The organism is Alteromonas sp. 5NW40-0090, assembly GCF_057552975.1.
This window is the reverse complement of the sequence record NZ_BAAJLT010000004.1, coordinates 1-19,599: the sequence shown is the minus strand read 5'-3', so window position 1 is coordinate 19,599 and position 19,599 is coordinate 1. Positions and strand designations below refer to the sequence as shown.

Genomic DNA, 19,599 nt, shown 5'->3' with positions numbered 1-19,599 from the left:
GCTTAATACCTTTTACTTGTTTTTGCATCACCTTAGGCAGGCTTTTATCATCCTTTCATACAGTTAGCACTGAATACAAAAAGAGCACGGTGACCTTCAATGTAACTTTAAAACGTTATTCGTACATCAAAGATCAACGAGCCCTTCTACTTTAATCTATAAAGTTAAAGCATGGAGCTTTAAAGCTTAGGCTTTAGTCGCCTTTATTTGGCACAATCAAATACTTAGTGCCGGTCTTTTTCGCGTTGTACAAAGCCACATTCTCTGGCTGAAGCGCTTCTTCAAGACTTAGCTCTTTACTATAAGACGACGCAAACGTAGTGTTAATTTCCGTTGCCACTTTTTGGTAAAGCTCACCTACCCGCTTCTTATCAAGCTTGCCTAAGAAGCGCATTAGCAACCAACCACCAATGCTCCACGTCATGCCATAAGCACGGTTTAAAATAGTCGGTGAGAAGTCTAAGCCGCCATAGATATAAACTTGTTTATTGCTGTCAGAGCCATATGTGTTGAAACCTTTTGCATCTTTACTGCCCGAGGCTTCCATCATGGTAAGGATATCGCTAACTAGCTCACCGCCACCAATGGCGTCGAACGCAAGTGTAGCGCCAGTGCTGTCTATGGCCTGGTAAAGTTCAGCTTTGAAATTATCGCTGCTGGAATCAAGCACAATTTTCGCGCCAATACCTTTAAGTAGGTCTACCTGCTCTTGGCTACGAACGATATTGACTAGTTCTACGCCTTCCTCTAAACAAATTTTGTTTAGCATTTGCCCAAGGTTAGACGCCGCTGCAGTGTGAACCAAGGCTTTATGCCCTTCCATACGCATGGTTTCAACCATACCAAGAGCAGTAAGCGGGTTAACAAATGAAGACGCAGCTTGTCGCGGCGTAGTGCTATCCATGTGAGGTAAACATGCCTGTACAGGCACACACGCATACTCTGTATAAGCTGCGCCGGTAAGAATAGATACTGTTTTGCCCATTAATGCCTGCGCTTCAGGGCTGTCGCCCGCGGCAACTACTGTACCTGCGCCTTCGTTCCCGATAGGCAAAGTTTGGTCAAGACGAGACTTAATACGGCTTAGCAAAGGCTTGTGTACCGGCGCAACCAACGCGTTCTTATCAGCATCGAAAGACGCCTTATCAAGGCTTGCTGGTCCAAACATAGGCCACATATCTGACGGGTTTATTGGAGAGGCTTCCATGCGTACAATCACTTCATGAGCCTTCGGCTCTGGAACATCTACTTCTTTTAGCGATACCTGAAGCTCACCTTCTGATGTAATTAGCGTAAATAGTTGTTTAGATTTATTCATATTGACTCTCGTGCCCTAAAAATTAAACGCTGTATGTGTTGTTAAGCTAACACGCCACCACTATCAGCAGTATTTATATTTCGAATACATATGCGTTTCGATGGTTTATACACCCGATAATCTAGATGAGTTACACTGCAAAGCGTGTATCGACCTGTAATAGCGAATAAAAAATGAAAAGACATTGTATGTACCTCTTTCTAGGACTAATCGGAATAAGCGATGTGGCGTTTGGTAAAGCTGCACCTTTGGTCTCAATTCCTACCCACGACGCGTTTTTTAATTCTATAAAAGCGCTCTGCGGTAAAGCGTTTCAAGGGAAGGTGAGTAAAGATAATGTAGGCAATACCTTCGGTGATGCAGAACTTGTTATGCACATACGAAAGTGCACAGACTCAGAAATTCAAATACCTTTTCATGTGGGTAACGACGCATCTCGCACTTGGATATTAACAAAAACTGGCTCTGGTCTTATGTTAAAGCACGACCACAGAAACAAAGATGGCAGCTTTCATTCTTCAACCATGTACGGCGGGCACACTGTAGATGATGGATATGTCCAAGTTCAGTCATTCCCCGCAGATGCCTACTCAAAAGCATTATTTATAGAATCTGGGATTGCAGCATCGACAGATAACGTTTGGCAAATGATGATTTACCCCAACCGCTTTAGCTACCGATTGACTCGCCCTGCGCGCGAAGTACAGGTTGATTTCGATTTAGATAGTACAGTTTCGGTTCCCAGTACGCCTTGGGGCTACGCAGATTGATTTAAGCTGAAACTGGACTTGGGTATCGTTGCATTTGTTACCACCACACCTTATAACAAGTTTTAAATTGCAAAATATATCTTGTTCCCACCTACGACTAGATAGAATCTAGTAAGACTTTAATTATCAACTACTTGGATATAAAAATGCCTTCTAACCACAACCTTTTACAACAGCTTTTTGGTTTCTCAGCGTTTCGTGAGGGGCAAAAAGAGGCGGTGGATTCTCTACTTAGTGGGCATTCAACGGTAGCAATCTTTCCCACTGGCTCGGGCAAATCATTGTGCTATCAGTTCGTCGCTACGCAGCTGCCACATTTAACTTTGGTGGTTTCTCCATTACTGGCGCTAATGAAAGATCAGCTGGAATTTTTGCATAGCAAAGGTATTGCAGCAGCTAGCATCGATTCCACCTTAACACCCGAGCAAAACAAGCAGGTGATGAACGACGTGCGTTCTGGGCAGTGTAAAATTTTAATGGTGTCAGTGGAGCGTTTTAAGAACGAGCGTTTTAGACAGTTTATTGAATCTGTTCAGGTAAGTATGTTGGTAGTTGATGAAGCGCATTGTATTTCTGAGTGGGGCCATAACTTCCGCCCAGACTATTTAAAGCTTCCCACGTATAAGAAAGAGCTAAATATTCCTTTAGTGCTGCTGCTCACTGCTACTGCCACTAAAAAAGTAAAAGAAGATATGTCGGCCCGCTTTGATATCGCGCCGAACAATATTATTCAAACGGGGTTTTATCGCCCTAATTTAAATCTACGTGTTCGCCCCGTACTTGAACCAAACAAAAACCACGCCCTACTCGAAGAGATTCGCAAGCAACAAGGAGCAGGCATTGTTTACGTTACGCTTCAAAGTAGCGCTGAGGAAATAGCCCAGTTCTTACAGCAGCAAGGGTTTGATGCGAAGGCCTACCACGCTGGCCTTGATAGTGAAATAAGGCAAGGTATTCAGCAAGACTTCATGGGCAATAAGATTCAAGTCGTTGTGGCTACTATTGCCTTTGGTATGGGGATAGATAAATCAGATATTCGTTTTGTCATTCATTACGACTTGCCCAAATCTATCGAAAACTACAGCCAAGAAATTGGCAGGGGCGGACGGGATGGAGAAGCAGCAAACTGTACAGTGCTCGCGAACCTAGACGGGCTTGTCACCATAGAAAACTTTGTTTACGGCGACACGCCAGATAAAAGCGCTATCGAACGAGTAATTGGTGACATTAAGTCTCAGGCACCTGCCAAGCAAGCCACAATTAAACAAAATGATTCTCTCGTAAAGGCAGAAAACAACCAATACCAGTGGGAAACACAAATCAACAGCCTATCAAGTGCAAGTAATATTCGTCAGCTTCCGCTAAAGACCCTGCTGGTTCAGCTCGAACTGGCGAACGTTATACGCCCTTTGTACGCTTACTTTGCAGAATACAAATTCCGCTTCATTTCAGATAAAGCCGCCATTCTTAACATGTTTTCAGAAGAGCGAGCGCGCTTTTTAGACGCCGTGTTTACCCATTCAAACATGAAGAAAGTATGGGGTGTGGTCGATTTTGATAGTATTTATCAGCACTACGGCGCAGAGCGTTCTAGAGTGGTGGCGGCTTTAGAATACTTACACGAACACAATCATATAGAACTCGCATCGCGCTTAATTACAGATGTATACCGTGTTAATAACGAACTACTCCAAGCCGGCGATTTAGCAACCCAACTAGCCCACTACTTTTCGGAGAACGAGCGTAAAGAGGTCGAGCGCATTGCCGCACTTGTAAGCTTTTTCGAACAAGACACCTGCCTGAGCCACAACTTGTCAGCGTATTTTGATGATACTCAAGCACCGAAGGCGTGTGGACATTGCAGTGTATGCAAAGGCGATGTGGCAAAGCTTAGCTATTCATCACCAATATCAGCACCAGATTGTGAGCAAGTATCAGAAGCTATGACAGCGCTAAAAGCGCATTTAAGCGGTAAGTTTGAAGGCACCATCACGCCTTCTATTTACTGCCGTTTTCTAACTGGCATGACCATGCCTTTATTTAGTCGTTTGAAAATAAGACAAGTGAAAGGATTTGGCAGCTTTGAAAACTGCCGATATGCAGATGTTCTAAAACAAGTGAACGCAATTTTGTACAGGTGACTTATTGGTATTGACTGTTGTCTTCTCGATACGAGCCGGTATTAAATTGAGCCAATCCCTTTTACTAAAAGAGGTCAGATTGTGCTAACTATCTGGCCCAATATCCGCCAGTTGTATGAACTATGTTTATTACGCTTTAGCGAATTGTTTTATCAATTTAACGGCGATTCACGCCATACTATCAATCTGCTTTAGTATACTACCAAACGCGCGGCTACCAACACTTTGAATCTGTTTATCAAAGTACAGGCTTCCCAAAAGAAAAATAGTGATATGGCCTCTCGAGCGCCACGTCACGTGGGTTTTTCCACCTTCATCTTTAAGGGTTATTTCGCCCAATTGGTGATCATAGGGTAATGGCTTAGACTTAACCACTTTATAGCCCAATTTATGAGGAGGCTCGTAGGTCACTATCTCTTCGTGAAGATTCGAGCCCCCTGAAATAATCTCGCGTACTGCACCTAGCCCATTTGATTCATCACTACCCTTTACCAGTAAATTCGACTGCTCAATAGCTTTAAACTGCGCATAATTAGCGTGATCACTTAATATTGCAAATACCTTTTCAATAGGTTGATTAATGGTTCGCTCTACATGTATTGAAAACACGCTTTGTTCCTTTTTATATATTTTTATTAGCAATATTTTTCGATAATAGCTTAAACACTATAAAACTTTTACTTAATAAAACTTATCGTTAATCGGCAAAGCTGTGAATATAGCAAAAGCCTTAATTCTAATTTATAGTGGCAAAATAATAGTGTCGTAGACGGTTTGGGATGTAATGGACACCACTAAAAAAGGATCGCTAGTTGTGGTCGGCACAGGTATTAGCGTTGCTGGGCAAATGACCATTGCCGCTAGAAGCCACATTGAAAATGCCGACATCGTGTTTATGGGGATCATGAACAAAATTGGCGAACACGTGGTGACCACTCTTAATCCCAATAGCGTCTCGCTAGATGACCTTTACGAAGAAGGTAAGTCCCGCGCGTTAACCTATTCTCAAATGGCCGATAGAATTGTAGAGTCGGTGGTAGCAGGCAATAAAGTATGCGTTGCTTTTTATGGCCATCCCGGAGTTTTTGTTACTCCCTCTCATGAAGCCATCCACCGCGTTCAAGAGATGGGCCTAGAAGCCAAAATGCTGCCTGGGGTTTCGGCGGAAGACTGCTTAATTGCCGATTTAGGCATAGATCCCTCGCGCTTTGGTTGCCAGTCATACGAAGCAACTCAGTTTTTGTTTCGCGACTACCGTATTGACCCATACATGACACAAATTATCTGGCAAATTGGGCTAACTGGGGAAGCAACATTGAGTGTGTTAGACGCTAATCAAAGCCAGCCTGGGCTTGCCATGCTGGCAGACATTTTAGCAGAGCATTATCCTACGGACCATGAACTCATTATTTATGAAGCCGCGACACTGCCTCTTTGCGAACCAAAAATAGAAAGCGTGCGACTTTGCGAACTTGAGTTCGCCAAACCCACATTGGTGTCGACCCTCGTCGTTCCCTCGATAGGTATGCCAGCATATCGACAAGACCGATTAGCAAAGCTAGGGCTGACCGAACAGCAAGTTATTAAGTATAGAAACCCAACCGTTAATTAAAAAGGATAAAAAAATGGCAAAATCTATTCAAGATTTCTTGATTGAGTTGGATACCAACAGCAAGCTTATGGAAGCCTATAAAAGCGCCCCAGTTGCAACCGCTAAAAAATACGGGTTATCTGCCGAAGAAGTAAAAATAATTGCAGATCAAAACTGGGACGAGCTATCTAGGCGCTTTGACGATACCAGTAAAACCATTCGCGTTATTAGCTACTAACCAATAGTAAGCAAATTATGAAGCGCCTTGTCTTGTGTGTTATTAGTGTCGTTGTATTAATGGCGCTACCCGCTCGCGCTTTTGCTGCACCGCAAGACAACACTTCATCACCCATAGTTCAATTAGACGGGCTTAAAACACGCATTCAAGAAAACGATTCGTCTGTTCAAAGCGCTTTCACGGAATTACACGCATTTTTTGCTGCACACCCTAATGATTATGAACACGCACGCTTTTTGAACATAAAATCCTACTTTTATATTTTAAAACAAGATTATGTATTGGCGTACGAGGCGTTACTCGAAGCCCGTAAATACGCTACCTCTGCAAAAAATGTACTGAGCCTTGCTGAATCACATCGCTTAGAGGGGTTAATTCTCGATTTATCTGGCGAACATGCCAGCGCGCTAGAATCCATGCACCAAGCGCTAGATCTTTTCAATAAAGCTGAAAGTGACAACGTTCTTTTGGTTTATAGCGCCATGGGTAACGTATATATGTCGCTTAAAGACTATGAGTTAATGCTAACTTTTGCACATCAATATTTGTCTGCCGCACAACGCTTTAATAGTAAGGAAGGCGAAGGTACCGCTTATTTCTTTCAAGGATATGCCCAGCGAGCACTTGGTCAGTATCAGGACGCAAAAGTAAGCCTGCTATTAGCTGAAAGTCAGCTTCGCGAAGCAAATTACCCTTTTATTGGCATTGTGCACAGCGCTATGGCAGAGCTTTATATTGCGCAAGGTAATTTTAGTGAAGCGCTGAAGAAATTAAACCAGGCTTCGGAAGCTGACCGGCAAGTTGGTTTTAAGTACAACGAAGGGTCACATCTTCTTCATTTAGTAGACATCTATAAACAACAAGGCGAACTGGAACTTGCAATTGCTGAACTAGAAGCTGGGCTGGAAAAAGAAGTCATAAAAAATGACAAAGTGTTGATCTTAGATGTTCTCAATCAACTTGTCTCACTTCACGAAACAAACGGAAACTTGGAAACTGCACTTAACTATTCGAAGCAATATAAGCAGGCATTTAAACAGAGCTTTAATGAACAGCAATCAAGGCTAGTGGCCCTGCACCGCGTACGTTTAGCCATTTCAGAAAAAGAAGAAACAATAAAGCTACTAGAAAAAGACAATCAGTTAAAAGAACAGCGTAACCTTATCCAAAAGAAAAAGAATACCCAGCAACTTTATTTTATAGGTTTTGTCATCCTTTCATTGGGCTTGATGGCTGGGTTATGGCTTCGAACCTGGCAACAGAGAAAGTCGCTTGATATCTTAACGCAAGATTTGCGCAAAGCCACTAAAGCAAAGTCCGATTTTCTAGCCCGTATGAGCCATGAAATTCGTACGCCGCTAAACGCCATCATCGGCCTCACAAAGCTTTCTCAACGGACCGCTGAAGACAAAGAGCAGCAAACAAATTTGATACAGATTGAAGGCGCATCTCAAACGCTGCTAAGTATTATTAATGACATACTCGACTTCTCTAAAATCGAGGCTGGCAAGCTAGATATTGAGACAACGCAATTTAATCTAGATGCGCTCGTTAATCAAACCATCAGGCTGCACCTTGCCCGTGCACAAGAAAAACATATTGAGCTAATTCAACATATCTCCCGAGATGTGCCGCTGAACTTAATTGGCGATCCGCTGCGCGTACAGCAAATACTGAATAACCTGCTCAGCAACGCCCTTAAGTTCACCGAAGATGGGCTTATCTCTGTAAGCGTTAGATGCAAACACGCCGCTGACGATATTCAGCTTGAATTTGAAGTGAAAGACTCAGGTGTAGGCCTGACTGCTGCACGTCAAGCACAACTGTTTCAGCCATTTAATCAGGGTGATGAGTCGATCTCACGACGCTACGGTGGTACAGGTTTAGGGTTAGCAATTTGTAAGCAGCTTACCGCATTAATGGGTGGTGAAATTTGGGTAGAAAGCCAGTTGGGGAAAGGTTCTGTTTTCCACTTTACGGTAAAAGTAAAACACGACACTTCGCAGCAAATTGTTTCACCATCTAACCAGCTTTCTGCGCTAAAAGTACTTGTCGCCGACGACATTGAAGCATCTAGGAACGCTATTTTAGAAGCCCTGTCTATGGCTAATATTCAAGCCGATATTGCCACAGGCGGAAAAGACGCTATTGCTAAAATGCGTGCAGCTATAGCGGCATCATCTCCTTATGACTTGCTTATTTTAGACTGGAACATGCCTGATATTGATGGCCTTGAAGTGGCCGCCATAATGACTCAAGAGTTTTCAATTAAGCAGCCAAAAGTAGTTATGCTTTACGCATTTGAGTCGCCACGAATGCGCGAACAGGCCATTCAGCTTGGCATACGTAGTTTCATCAAGAAACCATTTAGTACCAGTGAGTTGGTAGATACACTGCAGGAATTATGTCTTAACGTAAAAGCCAAAACACTACTCAAAGACATACCAAGCGTGCCCAATTTAAAAGGCACACGCATTCTTTTTGCAGAAGATAATGCACTCAATCAAAAAGTAACACTTGGACTTTTAAACGACACTCAAGCCACTATTGAAGTTGCTAACAATGGTTTAGAAGCTATAAACAAACTGCGTGAAGACAGCGCGTTTGACGTAGTCCTGATGGATATTCAAATGCCAGTAATGGATGGATTAACCGCAGCTAAGCGCATTCGACAAGAGCTACAGTTAACCTTACCCATCATTGCTACCACCGCCCATGCCATGCAGCAAGACATAGATAAAAGCTTAGCTGCGGGTATGGATGGCCATATTAATAAACCTGTCGACCCAAACCGCTTTTTTGATGTACTCGTTGAGGTTTTAGATAAAAGAGGGTCTTCGGCCACTTTAGAAGTAACCAATGAAACAACGGTAACAAGTTCATCACTTACATTTATCGACAAACCTAAAGCACTTCAAACATTGCTTGGCGATGAGGCGCTTTATACAAACCTAGTTAACGACTTTATCGCTTTAGAAGATGAATTCAACGCGCTACACAAGGCTATTGATACCCAAGACTATCCATCCATCGCGCGCATAGCACATATTTTCACAACGGCGCTTCGATATATTGGTGCGTTTACACTAGCAGAATTAGCGAGCTCGATTGAGTTAAGCGTAAAGCGTGGTGAGCAAGCAAATGAGAAAGATTTCAGTGCGAAATTAGACCTTTTTTATGAGTCGCTTAAAAAAATGAGAGTACAGCTTAACGCAACACAATAGCGCATTCCAACTTCATACTCTTTACAACCCCTCAATTAACAAGTGCTTCATAACACGCGCCATACGTCTGATTATAGGAGACTTTTGGGCTAACTTTAACCTTCAACATTTTAGGATTTAATGTATTATTGTTTAGCTTTTTTTAACAATTAAGCGCTTTTAACCGCTCTCTTTACAAGAATGCCCAATAAAGAGAGTTTTTCAAATGGGCAAGGAAAAAAAATGAATAAAATAAAAACTATACTACTGCTTGGTGTTTCACTTTTAGCCACTGGCTGCGCAAACAAAGTACATACCTATGCCACCTCTACTGAAAACACAATTGCTTTAAGAGCCTTGTCGAAGCAAGACGTTCAAGCCAATATTGGTGAGTTTACCGACTCAGGTAAAAACGAGTCGAAGGTAATGTGCCGCCTGTCTTCTCCAGTGGGAACGCCAGAAGGTAGAACTTTTGCAACGTACATTAGAGATGCAATTTTAGCTGAAATGGTTGTAGCAGACCTATATGAAGACCAATCTTCAACAGTTTTAACCGCTAACCTAAACGATATTTATGGCAGCACCGTAATCGGTAATGCATTTTGGGAATTCGACTTATCTTTAGCTTCAAGCAACGGTAAAAACCTAAACATTAAATCACGTTATGATTACGAGTCGAGCTATCTAGCGACGTCAGCCTGCTCTGAAATGCAGCGTTCTTTTGTACCTGCGGTACAGAAGCTAAATACTGAGATTTTTTCTCACCCAGATTTTCCGGCTTTACTTAAATAAAGCTTGAGCTAGAAGATGCTTTTTCACTCAAAAGCATCTTCTATTTTCTTTATACAAATCACCACTCGCACGTAAAAATCAATCTCTAACCTACTTTTAAGTCTAATTAAGTGAGCAGTGCTTGCTATTCACTAGACTCTTGCGACGCATACTCATTTTTCATAAGCCATGCATATGCTGTAGTAAACGCGGCCTCTTGGAACTGTTTCAAACCAGTTTCAGAGAACGAAACCGCTAACGGGTTTCTGCGAAGCGATTCTTTAATATCTGTTGGACTAAATACAATAACTTCTAACCCATCAATTAACTCGATAGCGGCCTCTAGCTTGAAGCCAATAGCACTGCCTGCGAACTTGCCTTTGCTTTGGCGCTGACGAATTATTACAGCATCAATTTTGTAGTCTTCGACAAGCTTTGCAAAAGTGCTTTGAAAGCTTTTTAAGCCTTTTGCACTGGTATCTGCAAGGGTTAAGCGACGCGTTCTACAGTCTGGTAAATGAAACAAACCATCAGCAAGCGACACCAAACTAACAATCGCCTCATTACCTTTTAAATCTACACCACAGACTTTCATATTAATTCCTAATTACGTTTGACCATTATTATAACGTGATTCGGTGCAGATATTTATCAAAGCGTGTTTTTCTTTTCCTATTTGAATGCACTCATTAAGCGCTTCACTAAACGCACAGGTAAAGCTAGCGCTACTTCGCTGAAACTAGTTTAATTAAGCGCGCGCCTTCCTTATCTTCAAGTACATAGATATTACCCCTGCTGTCTTGCTCGACTTCACGCACTCGCTTGCCCCACTCGTAGCGTTCCGCTTCTTCAACCTTCCAGTTACCCTCGTCGTCTTTATCAAAGGCAACGCGAACCAATGCCTTTGAAGACAAGCCACCAATAAATCCATTACCTTTCCAGTCGCTGAACTTATCGCCTCTGTAAATGATAAAACCGGCAGGGCTTATGGCAGGCACCCACGCTAGCTCAGGCGATTTAAAAATAGGAATGTCTTCATGATTTGGAATTTTAACACCTGAATAATGGTCGCCCTGCGACACCGTTGGGTAACCATAATTGCGACCACGCTCAATCAAGTTGAGTTCGTCGCCATGGCGCGGCCCCATTTCATGTGCCCATAAATTCCCTTTCTCATCAAAATCGATACCTAGCGGATTGCGGTGACCTAACGTCCAAATCTGTTCGGTTACGCTACCTTGGCCATAAAACGGATTATCTTTAGGTACGCTACCGTCGTCGTTTAAGCGCAGCACCTTACCTAAGTTCATCGCCATGTTTTGTGCTGGCGTGAATTTCTGGCGCTCACCCGAGGTAATAAATAAATGGCCATTAGGTGAAAACGCCATGCGATGAGAGTAATGCCCGTTCCCCGTCACTTTCGGCGACTGACGCCAAATTAGCTCTCTATCAGACAGCTTCGCACCATTTTCAGAAATGGTAAGCGTTGCGCGCTCTATTACCGCACCGCTAAACGCTTCGTCTTTTTCATCTCGTTCAATATACGAAATATAAATGATGTTATTCGACGCAAAGTCAGGGTGAATGATGACATCACCTAAACCGCCTTGCCCGCGTGCGGTAACGCTTGGCACATTGCCAACCTCAAAACGCTTTTGCTGGTTTTCATCAAGCAGCCATAATGTACCGGCTTTTTCCGTTACCAAACTATGTCCATCAGGCAAAAAAGCCATGGCCCACGGGTTATCGAAAGACGCCTGAGCATTACCCGTTACAGTAGTGCCCTTACTGCCCTTCATTTCAATTTGTTCAGATGAGTTCGACTGAGCAAAGGTAAAAAAAGAGGTGGCAAAAAGCGTAACCAATAGAGCGGCTTTCCCACTCTTGCTGGTTTTGTGCGTGTTTGTTATTTGCATTGCAGTTATAGCCTTGATAGCGAGTTTGCGTACTGCTAGTTACACGATGAAGCGCTTATTACACATCAACGGGTAGCGCAAAGGGTTTTAGTTAGCATTGGTTACGTAGATTTAATTAAACGGGTTTATATTGTTGCCTTCGTTTTACTATTCATTAGTAAACTAGTTGCGCGCATTTGTTCACTTGACCCTAAACTTTCTTTAATGCAGCCGCGCTTTACTAAAACGCCACCTATGTTATTTTCGACTGAGTTTTAGCAACGAATGTAAGGAGGTGATCATATGTCGAGAGTTAAGGTATTTGGACAGGCAGCTATGAGTGAGGGTCGTTCTAGCTAACCCCTTTAACGTAATTGCTCTAGAAGGCTGTCTATTCAGCCCAGCTCGGAAAGCCGCATCACGTTGCTGAATGCGGCTTTTTTACTGCCTTTACAGAAATAACTATAAAGGGCTAAATTTTTCTTTTGTCGCGCGTCAACGCGTGAAAACCTTTCTAATATTCATAAAAACATATAAAAAAAATGGTAAATTAGTCAGAACGTAGAAGTGGCGCTTTGAAAGACAATGCAGATTTAACGCTGTTGCCTTTCCTAATAAGAGTCACAAATTAAAAGTACGTTTAACGTGAGACGTTGTGACTAGCGTTGATGTTTCGCCAAGGAGTAAAAAGTTGTTCAGGGTTGGACTATTCATTCTAATAACATTAGTGAAGTTTGCTTATGCAAATTCGAGCGACAACAATGAGCAGAATAATCTTCTGTTCTTTCACGCTGACAATGCATTTCTTACGGAACGGGTAAATCTGCAAGGCAAACCCTATTCAACCTCTGTCGATACGGTACAAATGCTAGTTGATGAACTAAGGTATACAGATCCCGTGCTTCATGTTCCACTTGTGCGTTCCTTTGCCTATATGGAACATGGCGAAAACATTTGTGTACTTAATAAAATAAAAGCACCTGAACGAGAAAAAAATCACCTTTATTCACTACCGCTTAGCTTTTTCCAAACACAGCGTTTTTACCAACTGGCTTCACTGCCACCAATAGAAAAAGAATTTTTAGATGATAAAGGCCGAATACTGAGCATATCTCGCGTAATAGAAGCATTTCCAGACTCTTTTATTGTGTTACCAGAAGAATACTCATTCGGTGAAAGGATAGACGGCGATCTAAAGCAAGTTAATCGAGAGCAAATCCTTCGTATAGCAAATAATATTTATTACTCTCGCTTTATGGAGATGTTTGCAAAAGGGAAATCTGATTTTTCGCTTATTTTTCCAGCAACTTTATACAGAAGCTTTGCAGAGAACATGCCTATTAAAGTACGCAGTTACTCTATTGCAGATAATCCTGACTATGTATCAGGCCATGTTATTTGCCCCAATACAACTCAGGGCGCAAAACACATAGAGCGTATAAACGCGGCAATAAAACGCATCTATTTAACACCTGAGTTTATTAATGCTCATACCCGCTATTTGCCCGCTCAGGACAAACAAAACTTGCGAACTATCATCGAGCAATCTATTGAAAAGTTAATACTAGCCGATTAATAACTTGGTGATTTTTTGACAAGCAAGAGTGACTATGACAGCTTAGGTAAATTCAATTATAAAAATAGACTCGCGCCTGATAGCGAGAAAGGGAATTTCAAATGTATCAGAAGCTTGCCTGCGTTTTTATCAGTGCTTTACTTACTCTCAGTCTTAGCTTTCACGTAAATGCCAAAGTACGTGGCGAAGCCGTAGTTACAACAATAAAGTCAGAAGTTTTGAATGAGTCACGAGAACTACTTATTCACTTACCTAATAATTATTCCCGCTATAAAGACACCACTTACCCAGTTTTATATTTGCTAGATGGACAGCGTAATTTTGCGCATACCGTAGGCACGCTCGACCTTCTAAATCAGTCTGGAATGGCGCAAGAAATGATTGTTATCGGTATTGCCAACACCGAGCGCACGCGAGACTTCACACCTACCTATGATGAAAGCTACAACCAGTGGGGAATATCTGGTGGTGCCGACAACTTTTTAGACTTTCTAGAAAAAGAGCTAAAGCCCTACGTAAAGGCAAACTATCGCACCAATAACTACGCGATTATTTCTGGGCATTCATTAAGCGCCCTTTTTACCTTATACGCACTGCAAGAGCGGCCTGAACTGTTTCAAGCTTTCTTCGCATTTAGCCCAAGTTTATGGTGGCACGACGAAGTGATATTTCCAGAGGCAAAAGCGTTCTTTGCGTCAGATAGCGACCTTAACAAATACCTTTATGTCAATATGGGTAACGAAGGTGGAAACATGCTAAGCGCATACCAACGTTACGTTGAACTACTAAATAGCAGCGAACGAAAAGGGTTTAACTTTGACACGGAGCTAGACACATCTGAAAGCCACAATACGACTGCTCTTGCAGGTATGAGCTTGGCGCTTCAAAAGCAGCTAAATTCGTTACGCCCAACAGGTGCGATAATACAAGAAGGTATTCCTGCGGTAGAGCAATACTATAAAGACCTTTCTGCAAAATACGCTTTTGAAGCAAAGCCAGAATATAAAGCCGTAAACCACGCGGGTTATGCGGCGCTAAACAACCAAGAGTTTGACTCTGCCATTGCAATTTTTAAGAAAAATTTAGCTCGCTTCCCCAATAAATCTGATGCTTACGACAGTCTGGCAGACGGTTATGAAGCTAACGGCGATTTAGCCATGGCACTTGAAATGCGAGAGAAAGCGCTAGCAATGAGCTATGAAGAAAATGTTGAAAATGGTGCTTTTAAAACGCGGTTGGCTAACTTGCGAAAGAAGATTGCAGAAGGTACAGGCGACTAGCTATCAAGTGCCTGAACTAGAAAATCGTCAGCATTGACCGAATAATAGTAGAAACGTACTCTGGTACGTTCACTCGTAATGGAATACACATAATGAAAACAAACAAGATCTTCGCCTCTTTAACACTTTCGCTTTGTTTAGCTTCGTTATTGGGCTGTACAGAGCCTGCAACCTTGCCCGCCTCCCCTTCTGCTGCCGCAGAATCAAAAGAAGCCAACCTTTTAAAAACAGGGCTTACTGAACGCATTCGAATTGAAGGGCAAGAGGTTGATTACCAATCTTTGGAGCAAAGACAAGCGCATTATGATGTGCCTGGGGTATCTGTCGCGTTTATGAGAAATGGCCAACTAGCTTGGACCATGCAAAGCGGCGTTAAAGATTTAGCCACTGAATTGGCTGTTGATGAAAACACGGTGTTTCAAGCAGGCAGTATTTCAAAACCCGCATTTGCGGCAGTATTGATGAAGTACCGCGAAGATAACCCACTAGATTTAGATGCAGATGTTAATACCTTACTCACCAGCTGGCAGTTGCCTGAACATGAATGGACAGGGCAAGACGCTGTTTCTTTACGCAGATTATTAAGCCACACGGCAGGCACCACAGTACATGGCTTTCCTGGTTACGCAGCGGGCGAACCAGTACCTACTTTACAGCAGGTGCTAGAAGGTGTATTTCCCGCCAATACCGATGCCGTTGTTGTTGATATTCAACCTGGCACGCAAATGCGTTATTCCGGTGGCGGCACTACGCTTGCTCAGCTTACCTTGCAAGACGTAGCTAACGAGCCCCTGCCAACTATGTCACAACGGCTTTTGTTTAAACCTTTAGGCATGACACGTTCTGGCTTCGAACAACCCATATCTACCAACTTATCAAATAATATGGCTACGCCGTATGACGGAGACGGTGCGCCAATTAAGGGTGGCGCGCATACTTACGCTACGCTTGCAGCAGCTGGCATGTGGAGCACGCCATCAGACATGTTGAAACTGGCAAGCGGCGTGCGCAGCGCATATTTAGGGCAGAAAACCGACTGGATATCGCAAGCCACCGCGCAAGAAATGTTAACCAACAATACGCCGAGTATTGAGCCACCCAATGTAGGAATAGGCTTCTTCATCAATATGGATGACAATGGGGAGATTCTAGGCTTTGGCCACGGCGGCGAAGATGCTGGGTTTATGTCGCAGCTATATATTGAACTAGATACGGGCAACGGCTACGCCATTATGACGAACGGCAACAACGGTAGGCAGTTAATAACTGAACTAGAAATACGGCTAAAAGAAGCGTTAAAAGTAGGCTACTCGGAAGCTGAAGTTAGGAAGTTAGTACCCATAAGTCAAAAGGAACTGAGTAAATACATTGGAACCTACGTGGTAACTAACCCTGTTAGTGTTGATGTGGTGCTAGAAAAAACAGCCCATGGATTTGTGCTTAATGCCTTACCTTATGTTGAAAATGAAGAGTATTTTCATGAGGGCGAAGGGCTATTTTTTGCGAAAAATGGCAGTAGTATTCGTTTTGAGATGGATGAAGAAAATGGGTTGGTCAAGGCGCTTGTGATGGATGGAGGGATTCGGGGTGTAAGAAAAGAATAGATTATCGGGAGTGAACCGATATATGACCCAAGTCTTTTTGTGCCAGTCAACGTCGTTGACGTATTTGGAGTCAGACGGCCGCTACGTAAGTGAAGCAGCCGATCACTTTGCGAAGTTTGACCACCTCGATTTTAAAGCGTTTACGGCACATAAGTACCTCTCTCTCAGTTAGTTTATCTAACTAAGAGGTATCTAGGAAACTAATGGCGATTGAAGAAGATACTTTTTTAAGCTTGACTGATAAAAATTACATGGCTAAATTTTAACCAGCAACAAATATCAAGCCCGAATTCAGACAATAAGTGCACCACTCATGGTTGAACGGTGAGGAGAGATCAACTGCCTGTTTGTGTACTCTGTAGTCGCCAAACAAACATGAGTAGTTACCATGAGTTACAAGCAGTTGATCGAGGGACAACGATACCAGATTGAGGCCTACTTACGCGAGTGTTTCAGTTACCGGGAGATCGGAAAACGTCTGAGCTTGAGTCACAGCACAATCAGCCGAGAAGTAAATCGCAATAGAATTCGGGATAACCACTATTTGCCGGAAGTCGCTCAGGCAAAGACACTGTAGCGCTGCTGCCAGGCCGCAAAGTTCAGGATATCTGAACTGACGATTACCTTTGTTGAGTTCGGGCTAAACGAGAAATGAAGCCCCGAGCAAATTGCAGGTGTAGGTAAAATCATCGGTCATCACGTCAGTCACGAATTGATTTATCGCTACGTCGAACGTGAAAAATTATGTGGCGGCAGGTTGTACAAACAGCTTCGCCAGAGTCACCGAAGGTATCGAAAAGGTAACCTCGCGAAACGTGTGATAATCCCGAATCGCGTGGGCATTGAGCATCATCCCGCTATCGTGAACAAGAAAAAACGGTTCGGTGACTGGGAAGCTGACACGGTTCTGGGCAAGCAAGGAACAAGCGTGATTGTTAGTTTAGTCGAGCGCAAAAGTAAGTTGTACCTGATACGCAAAGTGCCAGGGAAAAGCGCAGCAGACGTGGCCCAAGCGATGGTAGGCATGCTGTGGAGACATCGAGGTCATGTCCAAACAATCAAAGCGGTCAACGGCAGCGAATTCTGTGACCACGAGTTGGTCGCTGAGAAGCTCAAAACCGATATCTACTTCGCGAATCCGTATTCATCCTGGGATTGCGGACTGAATGAAAACTTCAACAGTTTGCTGCGCCAGTACATACGGAAAGGCACCGATCTACGGACGGTAACAGATAAACAAATTGGTGAGATTGAACGGGCATTAAATGCCAGACCGAGGAAGTGTCTCGGCTTCAGGCAACCTGTTGCGGTATTCAACGAATTACGCAAGTCTGCCTAAATTAGCGAGTGGTGCACTTCGGAGTTGAATTCGCGGCTAATGCCGCTGAGCTGTATATACATGAGGCTTTTATTTCCGAAAGTTGTGGATCGCGATCTGAGCTTCCATTGTATTGGCTGCTGGCTAAGGCAAAAATGACATTAACGAAGTCTTAGCGAGTAAGGCTTCTAACAAGCAAAGGCAGCGGATGCTACGCACCGCTGCTTCGGGCGTTAGAACTTGTACCAACTCTTAAATCTATCAGAAGGATTATGAACTATGAAATTCGGAAAAATTGTGTTGATTTTAGCATTTCTTATTTGCCAGAACTCTTGGTCAGAGGAAACTAAAGCGAGGGCATATCTAGTTGATGGAGTAAATGGAACAAGATCTGGTCCTATCAGAATGGTTAATGAGAAAGATAAATTAGAAAAGGATAGGAAATATCTCGTTGAGCACGCTCAATCAAATGAAAGAAACTCCGGAATTGCAAGCCCAGGAGATCAGTTTTGGACGGATCTACCGGCAGATAGCATTTTCAAAATGCGCAAGGAGCAATAAATCATGGCTCACAAAATACTACTTGCCCTCGCATTTATAGTCTTTTCTATTGAAGTTGCTGCTGAGCAGGTGGCGACTTGCAATATTGCAAATGGCTCTTATCGAGATCAAATCTATTTCTTCAGTAACATGCAATACAGCTCTGCGACTAACTCAAACCATCGATTTGCGAGGAGGGACCCATCTGGTCGAGCATTTGTTCAGTTATCTTCGTTCAACCCACAGAGGATGTATTTCATAGGATGGAACTCTGCAGTCATCGAGGTCGCTCCTTTTGGTTGGCGTCAGATAGGCATATGTAATTTTTTTAACGGTATTCCTATGCAGAACCCATATGCACGAGCCTTTAACCCTCTTCAACTCGGCAATGGTCACGTGAGGGGCATGCCTAGTAGGAGAATTCCTGTCCAATATTCCAACAGGGCTAATTCATTTTCAGCACCATTGTATACGAGCGAGCGAGCAGCTAAAAATTGTGCTAATACCTCTTATTATAGTAATGGCTCTATTGACCGCGCCAAGTTCGGTGATTGTATGGTCAAAGAAATGTTGGGGGAGAAAGAAACAGCTCTATACAACTGTGCCAAGACGTCTAATGATGACAGCACTAAGTTAGCACTCTGTTCTCTTTCAGTTCTTGGGGGGCAGAATGAAAAAGCTGCGGTAGCGCAAATTAGCAACTGTTATGCGACTCACCAAGACAACTACGATATGTACCCTCTCTGTATGGCTCAACAAAACATGAACGACGATGCTGCAATATTGCTATCGTGTGTAGAAAAGCAGACACAGCAGGGAGATGTAACTTTCTATGGCACCGCAGCTTGTTATGGAGGTAATGTGATTGATTTAACTCCTGAACAGCAGATCGCTTTAGAGTGTGCGGCAGGCACAGGTGGGGAGCCTTATTCATTTGCTTCGTGCGCAGGTGGCCGGCTTACTGCTCGTGAATTAGGGAAGTGTTTTTCTCATGGAATAGGTGGCCGGGGTTGTTTCGGTCCCAATAATGATATTGTAAAAGCTCTAAGAAGCGTAGGAATTGATATTTCAAAAGAGTTTGGTCCGAACAACGACATCGTTAGGACCTGGAATAACGCAGTAAATGATATTCAAAATGGCCCGGGAGAAAATAATGAGATAACTAAGGCTTTTAGAAATGTGGCAAATGACATAAAAAATGGTCCTGGGAAAAATAATGATATCGTCAAAGTGGTTGAAAGTGTTGTTCCAGGATTTAAGTGGTAACTAAAGCGAAAAATAGTTCTAATAAGTCAAACCATTCGGACGCAGCAAAGCTGCGCCGGTGTTTGAGGCGTTGAATGTCCGCTTCTTG

The 19,599-nt window shown here is 43.1% G+C and carries 16 protein-coding genes and 1 pseudogene; 13 read left to right on the top strand and 4 right to left on the bottom strand.

Annotation, left to right across the window (positions count from 1 at the left end; all coding sequences use genetic code 11):
• Positions 1-193: 193 nt before the first annotated feature.
• Positions 194-1,318 carry a zinc-binding dehydrogenase gene (locus AC27KT_RS05795; RefSeq protein WP_487128196.1) on the bottom strand — a complete coding sequence of 375 codons (1,125 nt, stop codon included), beginning with the start codon at positions 1,316-1,318 and terminating at the stop codon, positions 194-196.
• A 173-nt stretch (positions 1,319-1,491) separates the two neighbouring features.
• Here AC27KT_RS05795 and AC27KT_RS05790 point away from each other — a divergent pair, with 173 nt between their 5' ends.
• Together AC27KT_RS05790 and AC27KT_RS05785 are read left to right on the top strand one after the other, a co-directional pair.
• Entirely contained in the window at positions 1,492-2,088 is a 597-nt protein-coding gene (locus AC27KT_RS05790) for a hypothetical protein (protein ID WP_487128194.1), read from the top strand.
• Between the two features lie 146 nt (positions 2,089-2,234).
• Positions 2,235-4,229, top strand: a complete 1,995-nt coding sequence (locus tag AC27KT_RS05785; protein ID WP_487128192.1) for a RecQ family ATP-dependent DNA helicase — start codon at positions 2,235-2,237, stop codon at positions 4,227-4,229.
• A gap of 168 nt (positions 4,230-4,397) precedes the next feature.
• Here the strand turns inward: AC27KT_RS05785 and AC27KT_RS05780 are convergent, their stop codons facing one another.
• Entirely contained in the window at positions 4,398-4,838 is a 441-nt protein-coding gene (locus tag AC27KT_RS05780) for an SRPBCC family protein (RefSeq protein WP_487128190.1), read from the bottom strand.
• A gap of 175 nt (positions 4,839-5,013) precedes the next feature.
• Here AC27KT_RS05780 and AC27KT_RS05775 point away from each other — a divergent pair, with 175 nt between their 5' ends.
• The 4 genes from AC27KT_RS05775 (at position 5,014) to AC27KT_RS05760 (ending at position 10,053) form a co-directional block, all read left to right on the top strand.
• Positions 5,014-5,841 (top strand): SAM-dependent methyltransferase, encoded by an 828-nt coding sequence (locus AC27KT_RS05775; RefSeq protein WP_487128188.1) that lies wholly within the window; start codon positions 5,014-5,016, stop codon positions 5,839-5,841.
• A 13-nt stretch (positions 5,842-5,854) separates the two neighbouring features.
• On the top strand, positions 5,855-6,058 hold the full coding sequence (locus tag AC27KT_RS05770) for a hypothetical protein (RefSeq protein ID WP_487128186.1): 204 nt from the start codon (positions 5,855-5,857) through the stop codon (positions 6,056-6,058).
• A gap of 17 nt (positions 6,059-6,075) precedes the next feature.
• Positions 6,076-9,282: a tetratricopeptide repeat-containing hybrid sensor histidine kinase/response regulator gene (locus tag AC27KT_RS05765; RefSeq protein ID WP_487128184.1), complete on the top strand. Its 3,207-nt coding sequence runs from the start codon at positions 6,076-6,078 to the stop codon at positions 9,280-9,282.
• A gap of 222 nt (positions 9,283-9,504) precedes the next feature.
• Complete coding sequence (locus AC27KT_RS05760; RefSeq protein WP_239246400.1) at positions 9,505-10,053, top strand: hypothetical protein; 549 nt, start codon at positions 9,505-9,507, stop codon at positions 10,051-10,053.
• 124 nt (positions 10,054-10,177) lie between these two features.
• On the opposite strand, the gene AC27KT_RS05755 is transcribed toward AC27KT_RS05760, so the two are convergent.
• Entirely contained in the window at positions 10,178-10,627 is a 450-nt protein-coding gene (locus AC27KT_RS05755) for a DUF3010 family protein (RefSeq protein ID WP_487128182.1), read from the bottom strand.
• Between the two features lie 130 nt (positions 10,628-10,757).
• Positions 10,758-11,948 carry a PQQ-dependent sugar dehydrogenase gene (locus AC27KT_RS05750; RefSeq protein ID WP_487128180.1) on the bottom strand — a complete coding sequence of 397 codons (1,191 nt, stop codon included), beginning with the start codon at positions 11,946-11,948 and terminating at the stop codon, positions 10,758-10,760.
• A 670-nt stretch (positions 11,949-12,618) separates the two neighbouring features.
• On the opposite strand from AC27KT_RS05750, the gene AC27KT_RS05745 reads away from it, so the two are divergent.
• The 7 genes and pseudogenes from AC27KT_RS05745 (at position 12,619) to AC27KT_RS05715 (ending at position 19,511) form a co-directional block, all read left to right on the top strand.
• On the top strand, positions 12,619-13,503 hold the full coding sequence (locus AC27KT_RS05745; protein ID WP_487128178.1) for a hypothetical protein: 885 nt from the start codon (positions 12,619-12,621) through the stop codon (positions 13,501-13,503).
• A 101-nt stretch (positions 13,504-13,604) separates the two neighbouring features.
• Complete coding sequence (locus AC27KT_RS05740; protein WP_487128176.1) at positions 13,605-14,783, top strand: alpha/beta hydrolase-fold protein; 1,179 nt, start codon at positions 13,605-13,607, stop codon at positions 14,781-14,783.
• 92 nt (positions 14,784-14,875) lie between these two features.
• Positions 14,876-16,387: a serine hydrolase domain-containing protein gene (locus tag AC27KT_RS05735; RefSeq protein WP_487128174.1), complete on the top strand. Its 1,512-nt coding sequence runs from the start codon at positions 14,876-14,878 to the stop codon at positions 16,385-16,387.
• Between the two features lie 22 nt (positions 16,388-16,409).
• Positions 16,410-16,559, top strand: coding sequence for a hypothetical protein (locus AC27KT_RS05730; protein ID WP_487128172.1), 150 nt, complete (start codon positions 16,410-16,412; stop codon positions 16,557-16,559).
• A 216-nt stretch (positions 16,560-16,775) separates the two neighbouring features.
• A pseudogene (locus AC27KT_RS05725) lies at positions 16,776-17,726 on the top strand (IS30 family transposase).
• Positions 17,727-17,984: 258 nt separating this feature from the next.
• Positions 17,985-18,266: a hypothetical protein gene (locus AC27KT_RS05720; protein ID WP_487128170.1), complete on the top strand. Its 282-nt coding sequence runs from the start codon at positions 17,985-17,987 to the stop codon at positions 18,264-18,266.
• A gap of 3 nt (positions 18,267-18,269) precedes the next feature.
• The gene (locus tag AC27KT_RS05715) at positions 18,270-19,511 is read left to right on the top strand and encodes a hypothetical protein (RefSeq protein WP_487128168.1); all 1,242 of its coding nucleotides are present in this window, start codon (positions 18,270-18,272) and stop codon (positions 19,509-19,511) included.
• The last annotated feature ends 88 nt before the right edge of the window (positions 19,512-19,599 follow it).